The organism is Agrobacterium sp. ICMP 6402 (genome assembly GCF_009498615.1).
Taxonomy (GTDB): domain Bacteria; phylum Pseudomonadota; class Alphaproteobacteria; order Rhizobiales; family Rhizobiaceae; genus Agrobacterium; species Agrobacterium burrii.
The window spans coordinates 168,015-183,389 of the sequence record NZ_QSNV01000005.1; the positions used below are offsets into that span (position 1 = coordinate 168,015).

Below are 15,375 nucleotides of genomic sequence, written 5' to 3' on the forward strand. Positions count from 1 at the left end.
GGGCTGAGATCAGTCCCTGAGCCGTGCCGCAATGTCTGCGGCAATCGCCAGTGAGGCGGTCAGGCCGGGGCTTTCTATGCCAAAAAGATTGATGAGGCCGGCAAGTCCGTGGGTTTCCGGTCCGTCGATGCGGAAATCCATGGCGGATTCGTCCGGTCCGGAAATCTTTGGCCGGATGCCGGAATAGGCGGGGGTCAAGGCATCCTCGGGAAGGCCCGGCCAATAACGTCGTATCGCGTCGCCGAAACCCTCCATGCGGCGGGGATTGACGGCATAATCGATGGTTTCGACCCATTCCACGTCAGGGCCGAACCGGGCCTGACCGGCGAGATCGAGCGTGAGGTGCACGCCAAGGCCGTGGGTATGCGGTGCGGGATAGATGAGCCGTGAAAACGGCGACTTGCCTGCCAGCGAAAAATAGCTGCCCTTGGCAAAACGCGCCTGAGGGATCGCTTGTGCCGACAGTCCCTCGATCTTTTTTGCCACCATCGGCGCGATGAGGCCGGCGGAATTGATGAGCAGGCGGCATGTCAGGCTCATCGGCTCTTTGCCGCCGACATGAACCCGGAAACCCCCGCTGATTGCCTGCGCCCCTTCGAAAGGGGCGTTCAAGGCAAGAGCGGCGCCATGGTCTTCCGCCTCACCGAGCAACGCCAGCATATAACCATGGCTGTCGATGATGCCGGTCGAGGGCGAAAGCAGGGCCGCCCTGCAGGCGAGAGCGGGTTCAAGCGAAAGCGCCTGTCGTTCATCGATCAGCTCCAGGTCTTCACAGCCATTGGCCTCGCCCTTGTCCTTGAGCCCGGCCAGCAGGGCCGTTTCAGCTTCATCTGCCGCCGCGATGAGTTTGCCGCAGCGGCGGTGTGCAACACCGTGGCTTTGACAGAAGGCATAGAGCTTCTTTTTTCCCTCGACGCAGAGGCGGGCCTTGAGGCTTCCGGCCGGATAATAAAGGCCGGCGTGAATGACCTCGCTGTTGCGGGAAGAGGTCGCGGCGCCAAATTCCTTTTCGCTCTCGAGGATGATGACAGAGAGGCCGCGCATCGACAGTTCACGGGCCGCCGCCAGCCCGATTACTCCTGCCCCGATGATGATGGCGTCGATATCCATCATGTCTCCCTGTCCGCAGATAGTTCATTTGAACGAACGCCGCCGCGCTGCGCTAATATTCAGCGATGGGTAGATTGATGCTTGTCGGGAGGCAAGTGGCGACCCCTATTTTTCCCAATTGGCGCTTCTTATGGAATTTTATCTCTACTGGAACGGTAGGGGATGACGCTATTCTCTGGGTGAGATTAACCATTGCCCGTTTGAAGGGCCAGACAGGGAAGGGAGCGCACGATGTCTTATTCCAAAGCAGGAAAAGTAAAAGACTTTGTCTCGCAGCCCCAGTCGCCGCGAAGCTGGAGAGATTCGGTTCATGCGGCTCTTGTCGGTGTCTGCGTGGCGTTTGTCGCCGCCGTCATATTCGGTCTCGTTCCCTGATCCTCCCGTCTTTTCCATCAGGGTGCTTGAGAACTAAAGGCCGGTCGCTCCTCCGACCGGCCTTTTTCACGCCCACTCACGCCTTCAGGTAGTCCTCGGCGAGATCCACCCAGAAAGCCGTTCCAATTGGCAGGATGTCGTCGTTGAAGTCGAATTTCGGATGGTGCAGCGGCGGGTCGTTGTCAGTGCGCGCCGTGCCGAGGAAGAAATAACAGCCGGGCCGTTTTTCCAGCATATAAGCGAAGTCTTCCGCGCCCATCGACGGGCGCTGCATCTCGACCACCTTTTCAGCACCAGCAAAGCGGCGGGCGAGATCGGCAACATAGTCCGTCTCCGCCTTGTGGTTGACCGTTGCGTTATAACCGCGCTCGTAATCGAGCGTCACACTCATGCCGTAGCTTGCGGCCTGACCTTCGGCTATCGCCCGAATGCGCTTTTCCAGTTCGTCGCGCACGCCGGCATCAAAGGAGCGGATGGTGAGCAGCATCTCCGCCGTTTCGGGAATGACGTTGCTGGCAACACCGGCATGGAATGCGCCCACGGTGACGACGGCCGACAATTGCGGATGGATGTTGCGGGACACCACGGTCTGTAGCGCCATGATGATGCTTGCGCCGGCCACGATGGGGTCTGCCGCATCCTGTGGTTCGGCGCCGTGGCCGCCATAACCGTTGACGGTGATCCTGCACTCATCGACGGCGGCAAGGATCGGTCCGTCGCGCAACACGAATTGCCCGAAGGGCACGCCGGGATCGTTATGCAGGGCAAAAACCGCATCGCATGGGAAGCGGTCAAACAGGCCGTCCTCGATCATGATGCGGGCGCCGCCAAAATTCTCTTCCGCCGGCTGGAAGATAAGATGCAGCGTTCCATCGAAATTCCGGCGTTCGGCAATGATCTTTGCCGCACCCAAGAGCATGGCGGTGTGGCCGTCATGGCCGCAGGCATGCATCACACCCTGATTGGCGCTGGCATATTCCGCACCAGTTTCCTCGTGGATCGGCAGGGCGTCGATATCGGCGCGAATGCCGAGCGTGCGCTCGCTGTCGCCATTACGCAGCGTTGCGACAATGCCGGTGCCGGCAAGCCCGCGCGTCACCTCATAGCCCATTTCCACCAGTTTTTCGGCGATGAAATCCGAGGTCCTGAATTCGGAAAGGCCGATTTCGGGATGGCGGTGCAGGTGGTGGCGGATCGCCACCACATCCGGCATATGGTTGGCAAAGGAGGTGACGTTGGCGGTCTGTCTGGTCATTTTCGAAGTCCCGGTTTACGCCGCTTTTTTCCGACGTATTTTAGCAAGGACTTAGCAGCATATGTCTCTGCGCGGAAGAGGCGTTCCGGCGCCCGAAATGCCCTGAAATTCAGCGCTTGCATCGTGCTGCGACAGGTGGCATGGAACTATTGACGTCCTGGGGCATTAGCTCCTTTCGGATGTGGCGCGGGCCTTCTCGGCTTTGTGTTGCCTTTCAGGTTGTCAACGGGGGACTATCGGGCGTTGCGCGAACAATTTTCGCCCTTGCGGAGTGTGCGAAATCCGATCGGAACGGCTTTGCCGGGCCGCGGGAGGAAATTTTCCTGTCGCCGGAAATCCCCTGTTCGCACCGATCTTCCGCCTTGCAAATTTTTCGGAAAGATTGTGCCGCCCGATGTCGCGCCCACGGATATCCGTCATCGGATAATCCGATCCGCCCGGTGCCTGGTCCGGTTCACCGAAGGTTCAGGATAAGTCATAAATATAGCGTGGCCCGATTTCGTGTGTGTTCCCGCCGCGGACGAAATGACGGTCAAGTCGAACAAGTATCCCTTAAAGTTCAGAATACGAGCCCGATGTCATTTCATATCACCCCGACCGCCGCCGCCCGTGATTCCGAGACGAAGCAGATCGACCATAATGATTCGATCCGTGCGTCCTATATGACGATTGAGGAATTGCATGATGCCGGTGCCGCGCTTTCCCGCGATGGCGCCGATAGTCTTCCCGGCTTCATGGAATTCGATTTCTTCGAGCGTCACCGTGAGAACGAGAAGGAAATCCTGCGGGTCTATCGCACGACGGCTGTCGACTCGGAAAATGGCGCGACCATAACGCCGGCGGCGGAATGGCTGCTCGACAATCACTACGTCATCGAAGAGGCGATCCAGGAAGTGCGGCGCGATTTTCCGCGCAAGTTCTATCGCCAGTTGCCGACGATGACGGTTGGCGGCGTGACCATTCCGCGGGTCATGGCGCTTGGCTGGCTTTATGTCGCCTATACCCACAGCACGGTTTCGCGCGAGAACATGACGGCGCTGGTGGATGGCTACCAGACGTCGAAGACGCTGCAGATCGGCGAATTGTGGGCGCTGCCCTCGATCATCCGCTTTGTCCTCATCGAAAATCTGCGCCGCATCTCCATTCGTGTGGAACGCTCGCGCCGCATGCGCCAGAAGGCGAATGAGGTGGTCGATGAGATCATCCGGTTGAACGATGCCGAAGCCTCGGCAGCACTTCTGAAGCAGGTCGATTCGCTGGTCGACGATCCGACTTTCGCGACGCAGTTCCTCTATCGCCTCCGTAACGGCTCACAGACATCGGGCTTTGCCGTCGCCTGGCTCGAAGAACGTCTGCTTGCCGCCGGCACGGATGCCGAAAACGTCATGATGTCGGAACATAATCGTCTGGCGTCCGGCAATGTGACGATGGGCAACATCGTCAAGAGCCTGCGGGAAATCGACGATACCGAGTGGTCGGTGTGGTTCGAGGAAGTCAGCCATATCGACAAGGTTCTGCGCGAGGAAACCGATTACGAAGTTCTCGATTTCGGTTCGCGCAACACTTATCGCAACACGATCGAGCTTTTGGCCCGCCGCTCTCCCAAGACTGAAGTAGAGGTTGCGCGCGCCGCCGTCGAAATGGCACGGGCCGATATGCCTGCCGGTGCTGACGAAAACCATCGCGTCAATGTCGGCTCCGTGCTTGTCGGCCAACGCCGCTTCGAGCTTGAAAAGGCACTGGGTTACCGGCCGCTGGTGTCGCAGCACATCGTCCGATCGATGCGCAAGTTCAACTGGCTGGCAATCGCCGCGCCGGTATTTCTGATCACTGCGCTTGCCATGCTGGCGGTTGGTTGGTTCCTCGCGGAAGCGGGCATGCCGTGGTATGTCGTCACTGCCTTCCTGCTGATGTTTGCACTTCCCGCCTCGGAAGGGGCGACAGGTCTCTTTAACACGCTTGTCACCTTCTTCGTAAAGCCGTTCCGGCTGGTTGGATACGAGTTCAAGAACGGCATCCCGCAGGATGCGCGCACGCTGGTTGCCGTGCCCTGCATGCTCACCAGTCGCGACAGCGTCGACGAGATGATGCGCAATATCGAGGTGCATTATCTCGCCAATCCGCATGGCGAGATTTATTTCTCGCTCGTCAGCGACTGGCGTGACGCGCAATACGAGCAGTCCGATGAGGACCTTGAGATTCTCGACTATGCCAAGCGCGAGCTTGCGGCGCTGAACAGCCGTTATGCCTTTGACGGAAAGACGCGCTTTTACCTGCTGCATCGTCGCCGTATCTACAATCCGGCCGAAGGCTGCTGGATGGGCTGGGAGCGCAAGCGCGGCAAGCTGCATGAACTGAACATGCTGCTGCGCGGCGACAAGGACACGACGTTCCTTGGCGGCGCCAATGTCGTGCCGGAGGATGTCAAATACGTCATGACGCTGGATGCCGATACGCGCCTGATGCGCGATGCGGTGACCAAGCTCGTCGGCAAGATGCATCACCCGATCAACCGTCCGGTGATCGATCCTGTTTCCGGCCGTGTTGTCGAAGGTTACGGGCTGCTGCAGCCGCGCGTAACGCCCTCGCTCACGACCGGCAAGGACGCTTCCGTCTTCCAGCGTGTCTTCTCGATCAACCGCGGTATCGATCCTTACGTCTTCACCGTTTCCGACGTTTATCAGGATCTGACCTCCGAAGGCACATTCACCGGCAAGGGCCTTTACGATGTGGATGCCTTCGAGGCGGCGCTGAAGGGCCGGATCGAAGAAAACTCCATCCTCAGTCACGATCTGCTCGAGGGCTCCTTCGCGCGTTGCGCGCTGGTGACCGATGTGGAACTGGTCGAGGACTTCCCGACCCGCTACGAGGTGGAAGTGTCGCGACAGCATCGCTGGGCGCGTGGCGACTGGCAGCTGCTTCCCTATATTCTCGACCGCGCCCGTGGCGTTACCGCCATCGGCCGCTGGAAGATGGTCGACAATCTGCGCCGTTCGCTGACGCCGATCGCCTGGTTTTTCGCCTCGATCCTCGGCTGGTATTTCATGGATCCGCTCGGTGCGCTGATCTGGCAGATCCTGCTGATCTTCTCGTTGTTCGTCGCGCCCACGCTTTCGCTGTTATCCGGCCTCGTGCCGCGTTCGACCGACATCGTGCCACAGGCGCATTTCCACACTATCTGGTCGGAAATCCGCGCCACCAATGCGCAGGTTGCGCTGCGCATCGTCTTCATTGCCGATTCCGCCTGCATGATGACGGATGCGATCGTTCGTTCGCTCTACCGTCTGCTCGTCAGTCACAAGCTGATGCTGGAATGGCGCACCGCCGCCAGCATGCAATCGAGCGCGCAGGGTGGCATCAGCTATTATTTCCGCCAGATGTGGCATGCGCCCGTCGTGGCCATGCTCGGCCTGCTGTTTGCAGCGTTGCCCGGTGATAATGCCTTCCTGATCGGCATTCCCTTCACGCTGCTCTGGGTTCTGTCTCCTGCCGTCGCCTGGTATGTCAGCCAGTCTGCCGAAACAGAGGATCGCCTGTTCGTTTCGGAACATGTCTCCTTCGAGCTTCGCAAGATCGCGCGTCGCACATGGCGTTATTATGAGGCCTTCGTGACGCCGCAGGAAAACCACCTGCCGCCGGACAACTTCCAGGAGACGCCGGAGCCGATCGTCGCTTCGCGTACCTCGCCCACCAATATCGGCGTCTATCTGTTGTCCGTCATTTCGGCGCGCCAGTTCGGCTGGATCAGCTTTGCCGACACGCTGGAGCGGATCGAGAATACGATCCAGACCGTCGAGAAGATGGAGAAGCATCGCGGCCATCTCTACAACTGGTACCATACGGACACGTTGCAGACGCTTGGACCACGTTATGTTTCTGCGGTGGACAGCGGCAATCTCGCCGGTCACCTGATTGCGGTTTCGTCCGCCTGCCGCGACTGGGCGGAAGCGCCATCCGCCCATCTTCAGGGCAATCTGGATGGTATCGGCGATGTTGCCGGCATCCTGCGCGAAACGCTGAAGGCCCTGCCCGACAACCGCAAGAACCTGCGCCCGCTGCATCGCCGCCTCGAGGAGCGCATCATCGGCTTCTCGAACGCGCTTGCCTCCGTTAAGCGTGAGCATGAATTCGCCTCGATCCGCGTTATCAATCTGGCGGTGCTTGCGCGCGACATCCAGAAGCTCGCCACCAATGTCGACCACGAGGTGAAGTCCGCGCAGAGTGCGGAAGTGACCCGCTGGGCGCAATTACTCGTCGAATCCTGCGAGGCGCATATTTCCGACAGCGCCATCGATCTCACCAATATGGAGCCGCTGCGCCAGCGTCTTGCCTCGCTGCGCGACCGCAGCCGCAACCTCGCCTTCTCGATGGATTTCACCTTCCTTTACCGCAAGGATCGCCGTCTTCTGTCGATCGGCTATCGCGTCGAAAGCAAAGAGCTGGATGAGGCCTGCTACGACCTTCTGGCCTCCGAATGCCGCCTGACCAGCCTGTTCGCCATCGCCAAGGGCGATCTGCCGACCGAGCATTGGTACCGCCTCGGCCGCCAGGTGGTGCCGATCGGCGCGCAGGGCGCGCTGGTGTCGTGGTCGGGTTCGATGTTCGAATATCTGATGCCGCCGCTCGTCATGCAGGAGCGTCAGGGTGGCATCCTCAACCAGACCAACAATCTGATCGTCAAAGAACAGATGAACCACGGCCGCCGTCTCGGCACGCCATGGGGCATTTCCGAAGCGGCGTTCAATGCCCGCGATCACAACATGAACTACCAGTACACCAACTTCGGTGTGCCGACGCTGGGTCTCAAGCGTGGCCTTGGTCAGAATGCGGTGATCGCGCCTTATGCCTCGATCCTCGCCAGCCAATATGATCCTGACGGTGCGCTGGAGAACCTCGAGAAGCTGCGCAAGCTTGGCGCGCTTGGCCAATATGGCTTCCACGATGCGGTGGACTTCACGCCGACGCGTGTGCCGGATGGCAAGGTCTGCGCGATTGTCTACAATTATTATGCTCACCACCATGGCATGTCGATTGCGGCTGTCGCCAACGTTGCCTTTGACGGCGTGTTGCGTGAACTGTTCCACTCCGATCCGGTGATCGAGGCCGCCGAGCTTCTGCTGCAGGAGAAGGCGCCACGCGAAGTGCCTGTCATGAGCGCCAAATACGAGCCGGAAACCCCCGGCAAGGAACAGGCGGATCTCTTGCGTGCGGAAGTGCGCTCCATCGCCGACCCGGCCGTGCGCGACCGCGAAGTGGTGTTCCTTTCGAACGGCCACTATTCGACGATGCTCACTTCTACAGGTGCGGGTTATTCGAAGTGGAACGGGCAGGCGATTTCCCGCTGGAAGGCCGACCCGACCGAAGATCGCTGGGGCACCTTCATCTTCCTGCGCGATACCACCAATGGACAATGGTGGAGTGCCACGGCCGAGCCGCGCGTTGCCGAAGGTGAAAAGACCAAAACCATCTTCACCGACGACAAGGCCGAGTTCCACAAGACCATCGGCGATCTGCAGAGCGTGGTCGAATGCATCGTCGCCACCGAGCACGATGCCGAAGGCCGTCGTATCACCCTGCTGAATGTCGGTTCCGAGGATCGCTACATCGAAGTGACCTCCTATATGGAGCCGGTCATTGCTTCCGAGGATGACGACAACGCCCATCCGCTGTTCTCGCGCATGTTCGTGCAGACGGAAATCGGCCGGCGTGGCGATGTCATCCGCGCCTGGCGCAACCGTCGCAGCCCGAACGAGCCGGGCACCGTCATCGCGCATCTGGCCGCCGACAATGCCGGCCCGTCGCGTCCGACGGAATTCGAGACGGATCGCGCCAAGTTCATCGGTCGCGGCCGGTCACTGCGCGAAGCCGCAGCCTTTGATGCCGGTGCGACGCTTTCCAGCGCTGACGGCTTCACGCTCGATCCGATCCTGTCGCTGCGCCGCACCGTGCGCGTGCCGGCGGGCAAGAAGGTGAGTGTGATCTTCTGGACGATTGCCGCGCCGAGCCGCGAGGAAGTCGATAAGGCGATCGACCGTTACCGTCATCCGGACGCGTTCGCCCATGAACTCGTGCATGCCTGGACACGCACGCAGGTGCAGATGCGCCATGTCGGCGTCACGTCGCAGCAGGCGGCCGCCTTCCAGCATCTCGGCCGTTATCTGACCTATCCGGATATGCATCTGCGTGCGGATTCGGAAACGCTGAAAACGGGTCTCGCCTCGCAGCGCGCCCTTTGGCCGCTTGCCATTTCGGGTGATTTCCCGATCTTCAGCTTGCGCATCAACGACGATATGGACATGGATATCGCCCGTGAGGCGCTGAGCGCTCACGAATATCTGCGTTCACGCGGCGTGATCTTCGATCTCGTCATCGTCAACGAACGGGCCGCGTCCTATGCGCAGGACATGCAGCATGCGCTGGATCATATTTCCGAGGCGCAGCGCCGCATCAACCCTGCCGATGGCGGCCGACCCCATGTGTTCTCCGTGCGTCGGGACCTGACAGACGAAGAGACCTGGAGTGCGCTTCTGGCGGCTTCCCGCGTCGTCCTGCATGTGCGCAACGGCAAGATCGTCGACCAGATCAACCGTGCGGTATCGCTGTTTGCGGCCCATCGCGGTCCAGATGGCACGACCGATGCTGCGCAGGCACGTTTGCCTGTTCCGGCCTTCCCCATCGCGGAGCCGGTCGAGGATGCGGGCGATCTCGATTTCTGGAACGGTTTTGGCGGCTTCGCCAAGGGCGGACAGGAATATGTCGTGCGCCTCAATGGCGGGCAGTCCACGCCGCATCCGTGGATCAACGTCGTCTCGAACGAGAATTTCGGTTTCCATATTTCGGCCGAAGGCGCAGGTTTCAGCTGGAGCCGCAATTCGCGCGACTATCAGCTGACGCCATGGAGCAACGATCCCGTCATCAACCGACCGGGTGAGGCCTTCTATGTCGCCGACGTGGAAACAGGAAAGCTCTATACGCCCTGTGCCGCACTCTCGCGTGATCCCGAAGCTTTGTTTGAAACCCGCCATGGTCTCGGTTACTCCGTATTGACTGGCGTGGCGGATACGCTCGAAGTCGAGGTAACACAGACTGTGGACCGCGAAAAACCAGTCAAGTTCTCGCAGGTCATCGTTCGCAACAAGGGCTCGAAAAGCCGCCGCCTGAAGGTCTATGCCTATGTGGAATGGGTACTTGGCAATAACGGCCAGAAGTCCGCGCCGTTCATTCTGAGCAGGCACGATGCCGCCAGCAACGCGATTTTTGCGTCGAACCCTTACAGCATCGACTATAGCGCCCGCACGTCCTTCCTGACGCTTGACAGCGAGGCGAGCGGTTTCACCACCAGCCGCCGGGAATTCATCGGCCGCTTTGGTTCGGCACAGGCACCGCAGGGCATCGTATCGGGTGCCGCACTCAGCGGCAGCACCGAGGTGGATGGCGATCCCTGTGCTGCGCTGATGCAGGAAATCCACTTGAAGCCCGGCGAAGAACGCCACATGACCTTCATTCTCGGCGATGCCGACAATGCGGAAGAAGCCGAAGCGCTGGTCAAAGACGCACGCCAGGCAGACTTCCAGTCGGTGCTAGACGAGAGCAAGGCATTCTGGACGGGCTTTACCGGCCAGCTGCAGGTTTCCACGCCGGATGCCGGCTTCAACCATATGGTCAATAACTGGCTGCCCTATCAGGCGCTTGCCTGCCGTATTCTGGCGCGCACGGCATTCTACCAGTCGAGCGGCGCTTTCGGCTTCCGCGACCAGCTTCAGGATACGCTGGCCTTCCTGCTCTATCAGCCGGATCTTGCCCGCAAGCAAATCCTGCGTGCGGCAGGCCGCCAGTTCCCGGAAGGCGACGTACAGCATTGGTGGTTGCCGCTAACGGGTGCCGGTGTCCGCACGACCATCTCGGACGACGTCGTCTGGCTTGCTTATGCGATCAACCAGTATGTCTCGGCCACGGGTGATGCCGCCATCCTCGATGAAAGCATCCCCTTCCTGAAGGGGCCGGCATTGATGCCCGGTCAGCATGACGCTTTCTTCCAGCCGGAGACAAGCGACAGGTCCGTCACGCTTTACGAACATGCGGCGCTTGCGCTTGATCTCGCCATTCATCGCACCGGTGAAAACGGTCTGCCGCTGATCCTCGGTGGTGACTGGAACGACGGCATGAACCGCGTCGGTGTTGGCGGCAAGGGCACCAGCGTCTGGCTCGGCTGGTTCCTGGCTGGCGCTTTGCGCGATTTCATTGAGATCGCCGAAAAGCGTGGTGATACCGACCGTGTTGGCAAGTGGGCGTCGCATCGCGAAAAACTACGCAGTGTTCTCGAAACCGCTGGCTGGGACGGCAGCTATTATCGGCGCGGTTACTTCGATGACGGCACACCGCTCGGTTCCGCCGAAAGCGAGGAATGCCGGATCGATTCGCTCGGCCAGAGCTGGAGCGTTCTCTCCGGTGAGGGTGAAGAAGGTCGGTCGCGCCAGGCAATGGATGCCGTCATGGAGCATTTGGTCGATGAAAAGACCGGCATCATCCGGCTGTTCACGCCGCCCTTCTCGCGTGCGCCGCATGATCCGGGCTACATCAAGGGATATCCACCAGGTGTGCGCGAAAACGGCGGACAATATACCCATGCGGCGACCTGGGTCGTTCTAGCCCTTGCCAAACAGGGCCGAGCCCAGGAGGCGTGGAACTGCTTCAAGCTGCTCAACCCGGTCAATCATGCACTCGATGCGGCCGCATCGGAAACCTATAGGGTCGAGCCCTATGTGGTGACTGCGGATGTTTACGGTGAGGGCGCCTATGCGGGCCGCGGCGGCTGGAGCTGGTACACGGGTTCGGCCGGCTGGCTCTACCGTGCCGCGATCGAGGGTATTCTCGGCATCACCCGCACCAACGGCAAACTTCATATATCGCCGTCGCTGCCGGATGATTGGGATGGTTTCTCGGTCAAGATCACGTTGGATGGCAAGGCAAGGAACATCGCCGTCAGCCGCAAGGCAGATACGGCGGAGGTTTCAGTCTCCGTTGACGGCAAGGATCTGGCGGCGGGCGATCGGGTGATACCGTTCGATTGAGGCACCCAGCTCTTTTTACTTAAGATCAGGCTCCCGCGGTGACGCGGGGGCCTGAATTTTTATGGGCTACCTTTGCATCCGATTCAGCGTGTTGGCGGTGTCATGGCCGTGAAGCTCTACTGCTCTCGAAGTTGCCGGCTGAAAGCCAGCGGCGCCGAGAGGTCTTCATCTAGGAAATCCTCGTTCGATCGGACGGATTTGTCGGCTCTGGTGACGTTAACTGCTTTCGGGCAGAAGCAGTGCTTGCTGGCATTTTATTTGCGAATGGCAGGAAAGCTGTCATGGATGGCCGGTTTCAGAATGTACCCGTTGTGATTTGAAGTGTTCTTCGCGCGTGTCGCGATAATTTCGTTAGGCCGAAAGGGAGGTTATTTTGCAGTTCAACGTCTCTTTCACAGAAACCGCGCTGCTGGCATTCTTCGTGGTCCTGTCCTTGTCATTGTCGTGTTGGCTGGCGCGATACCCCTCGAAAACGAGCGTCGGAGTGACGCTCGGCGTGCTTCTCGGTGTTTTCTTAATCAATGCCACGGCGGGCCTCGTTGCCTTTCTGGGAAATGCCCTCCCATTCGGACAGATAGATTTTTGGCTGGCAAGTTCTTTGGCTGACATTCTCCGATAGGCCACCTGTGGGTGAAGCAGGCAAAGAAAAAGGGCGGACAATATGTTGTCCGCCCTTTCTGTATTCCGTTCGCCTCAGCGTCAGGACGCGATGGCCTTCGTCCGGGGCTGGCCTTCGTCTTCCGTCAGCAGGCCGCTGGTGCGCAGCAGCGAGGTGAAGCGTCCGCCGCGTTGGCTCAGCTCATCGAAAGTACCCTTTTCGATGACCCGACCCTGATCGAGGAACAGCACGAGATCGGCGTCGCGAACCGTGGAAAGGCGGTGGGCGATGATGAAGGTCGTGCGGTTCTTTCTCAGCGCGTCCACCGCTGCCTTCACGCGGGCTTCCGTTTCCACGTCCAGCGCGCTGGTCGCCTCGTCGAGAACCAGAATGGGGGCGTTCTTGAGGATGGCGCGGGCGATGGCGATGCGCTGGCGTTCACCGCCGGACAGGCGGTTACCGCGCTCGCCGACCTGCGTCAGGTAGCCCGTGATGCGGCTGTCGATGAAATCGGTAGCCGCCGCTGCCGCTGCCGCTTCCACCACTTCGGCATCGGTGGCTGATTCGCGGCCGAGGCGGATATTTTCGCGGATGGAACGGTTGAGCAGGCCGGCATCCTGAAACACTGTGGCGATGGAGTTGCGGAGCGAGTTCTTCGTCACCGTCGAAATATCGGTTCCATCGATCAGGATCTGGCCGGAATCCGGGTCATAGACGCGCTGCAACAGGTTGATGAGCGTGGTCTTGCCGGCGCCCGTTGGTCCAACGATGGCGATGGTCTCTCCGGCTTTGGCCGTAAACGAGACGTCGTGAACGCCCTGCTTGGTGTTGGCAAAACCGAAATTGATGTTGCGGAACTCCACGGTGCCGGAGACATTCGACAATTCGCGGGCGTCGCCCGGCTCTTCCCGTTCCTTGACGGAATCCTCCAGCACGAAGAAGTCTTCAAGCTTGGCGCGTGCTTCGAAAATCTGCGTCACGAACTGGCGCATCTGGTCCAGCCTGCCGATCAGGAGGTTGGCGAAACCGATGAAGGCGATGACGTCACCGACGCGCAGTTCACCGTTTTTCACCAGCACGGTGCCGATGACGAGGATGATCATCATCGAAACGGTGGAGGCAGTGCGGTTCAGAGCGCTGGCGAAGGCCCACCAGTCGAGCACCGGGTATTGGGCGCTCAGCAGCTTTTCGGTGAAGGATTTCAGCGCCTTCGTTTCAGCTTCGATGCGGTTGTAGCTGTGCAGCACCGATACGTTGCTGATGGAATCGCTGACATGGGCAAAAACACTGTGATAATGCTCCTCGACCGAAGCCTGCCCGTCCTTGGTGCGGCCCATTACCCACTTGCCGATGAACCAGTAGACAATACCGAGGCCGATCAGAACGAAGCTGAGACGCAGGTCCATGGCCATGGCCGTTGGGATGAGCAGCAACAGCGCCACGAAGGTGGCCAGATGGGTGCGCATGAATTCCAGCCAGAGGCCGAACAGCGTCTCGCTGGCGCGCAGCAGGGTGTGCAGGGCGTTGGACGTGCCGCGCAGATGGTGCCAGGACAGCGGCATCGAAATGATGCGGCCGAAGGCTTCCGTCAGCAATGTCGCGCGTCGGCCATGCGCCAGCCGGTCGGCCTCGCGGGCGACTGCGACGTAAGCGACGGTGTTGAAGACACCGAAGCCCGCCCAAAGAATGAGGATCGGCGTGACATTGGTGCCGGAGGAAATAGCGTCGATGATCCGGCCGAACAGTACGGGTTCGGCAATGGTGATCGCTGCAAGAATGACGTTGGCGATGACGACTACAGTCACCCGCCATTTATGAACGGTCAGATAGCGCAGAGCGCGTGTGTAAACCTGAAACAAGGTCAAATTTTCAATCCAGTCCGAGCGTCTTTTTCGAGCGGTTAATTGTTCGGCCTCAACGCCATGCTACTTTAGCAAGGTTGCATGAGACGGCGAAATTTGTGTAATTATCGCTCTTTCTGTCTGAATGGCGGCTTAACAAATTGACCGCGCGTACGAACCGAAAAAAAACCGAACCCGATGTTTCTGGGGACGCCGTCACAAGATTTCGCATCTTCGTTTCAGGGATTGCTAACGACGATATGTTCAATCTGAACCGACCGGCGCCCGAGTAACATGACGTCATCGCGGGACCATGTCCTTCGTGCCATTCCTTTCAAGTCAAGCTCCGGACCCTGTGTCTTTATGCACGATATTCTTCATTTTATCTCTGCGTGTTACCAGGCGGGAAACGCCGATCGCGTTCGCGCCGAATTTGCCACGCTCATTCGCGAATATGGTTTCGAATATTTCCTCATCAGCAGGCGGATGACCGGGGAGATCGCCTCCACCGGCCAGGTTCTCGCACAGCATCTGCCTGACGGCTGGCTCGAGGTCTACAGGGCTAAAAAATATAATCTCGTCGATCCTGTCCGCAAGGTGATCGGCATGGTGCACAAGCCGTTTCAGTGGAAAGAAGCGCTTGAGGGCTTGCCCCGCGCGATGCATCGAAAAAGGGCGAGCGTCTTTTTCAACGATGCCGGCCGTTACGGGCTGCAGGGCGGTTATGCCTTTCCCGTCCATGGCCGTGCCGGATTTATCGGCGCGGTGTTCATCGGCGGCCAGGACCGGCAATTGCCATCACTGCAGGTCGAGTTGCTCGACGCGGCGACGCGCGCGGTGTTCTGGCGTCTGCTTGATCTTTCAGGTCAGGCCCACGGCCTCAGCAATACTCCGGAGGTTTCCGCGCTCGATCTCACGAGGCGCGAAATGGAGGTGCTGACGCTGATGGCGGACGGCATGACCTCTACGGAAATCGGACGTCAGCTATCGATCTCCAACCATACGGTAGACTGGTATATCAACGGGATCCAGCGCCGGTTCACCGCCAAGAACCGGCAGCATACTGTCGCACTTGCTTTTCGTCACGGTTTGCTGAGCTAGCGCAAACAAGACAGTTCTCGCCGG

At 59.6% G+C, this 15,375-nt stretch carries 6 protein-coding genes; 3 read left to right on the forward strand and 3 right to left on the reverse strand.

The window, feature by feature from the left end:
• Window positions 1-9 precede the first annotated feature (9 nt).
• Complete coding sequence (locus tag DXT96_RS15750; RefSeq protein ID WP_153515470.1) at window positions 10-1,113, reverse strand: NAD(P)/FAD-dependent oxidoreductase; 1,104 nt, start codon at window positions 1,111-1,113, stop codon at window positions 10-12.
• Window positions 1,114-1,561: 448 nt separating this feature from the next.
• Entirely contained in the window at window positions 1,562-2,740 is a 1,179-nt protein-coding gene (locus DXT96_RS15760) for a M20 aminoacylase family protein (protein ID WP_194287650.1), read from the reverse strand.
• Between the two features lie 575 nt (window positions 2,741-3,315).
• Between DXT96_RS15760 and DXT96_RS15765 the strand changes: the two genes are divergently transcribed.
• Together DXT96_RS15765 and DXT96_RS15770 are read left to right on the forward strand one after the other, a co-directional pair.
• Window positions 3,316-11,811 carry a GH36-type glycosyl hydrolase domain-containing protein gene (locus DXT96_RS15765; RefSeq protein ID WP_153515471.1) on the forward strand — a complete coding sequence of 2,832 codons (8,496 nt, stop codon included), beginning with the start codon at window positions 3,316-3,318 and terminating at the stop codon, window positions 11,809-11,811.
• A 373-nt stretch (window positions 11,812-12,184) separates the two neighbouring features.
• Window positions 12,185-12,430, forward strand: coding sequence for a hypothetical protein (locus tag DXT96_RS15770; RefSeq protein ID WP_153515472.1), 246 nt, complete (start codon window positions 12,185-12,187; stop codon window positions 12,428-12,430).
• 80 nt (window positions 12,431-12,510) lie between these two features.
• Here DXT96_RS15770 and DXT96_RS15775 read toward each other — a convergent pair whose 3' ends face one another.
• Window positions 12,511-14,274, reverse strand: coding sequence for a glucan ABC transporter ATP-binding protein/ permease (locus tag DXT96_RS15775; RefSeq protein WP_153515473.1), 1,764 nt, complete (start codon window positions 14,272-14,274; stop codon window positions 12,511-12,513).
• A gap of 339 nt (window positions 14,275-14,613) precedes the next feature.
• On the opposite strand from DXT96_RS15775, the gene DXT96_RS15780 reads away from it, so the two are divergent.
• Window positions 14,614-15,351 (forward strand): LuxR family transcriptional regulator, encoded by a 738-nt coding sequence (locus tag DXT96_RS15780; protein ID WP_153515474.1) that lies wholly within the window; start codon window positions 14,614-14,616, stop codon window positions 15,349-15,351.
• Window positions 15,352-15,375: the final 24 nt, after the last annotated feature.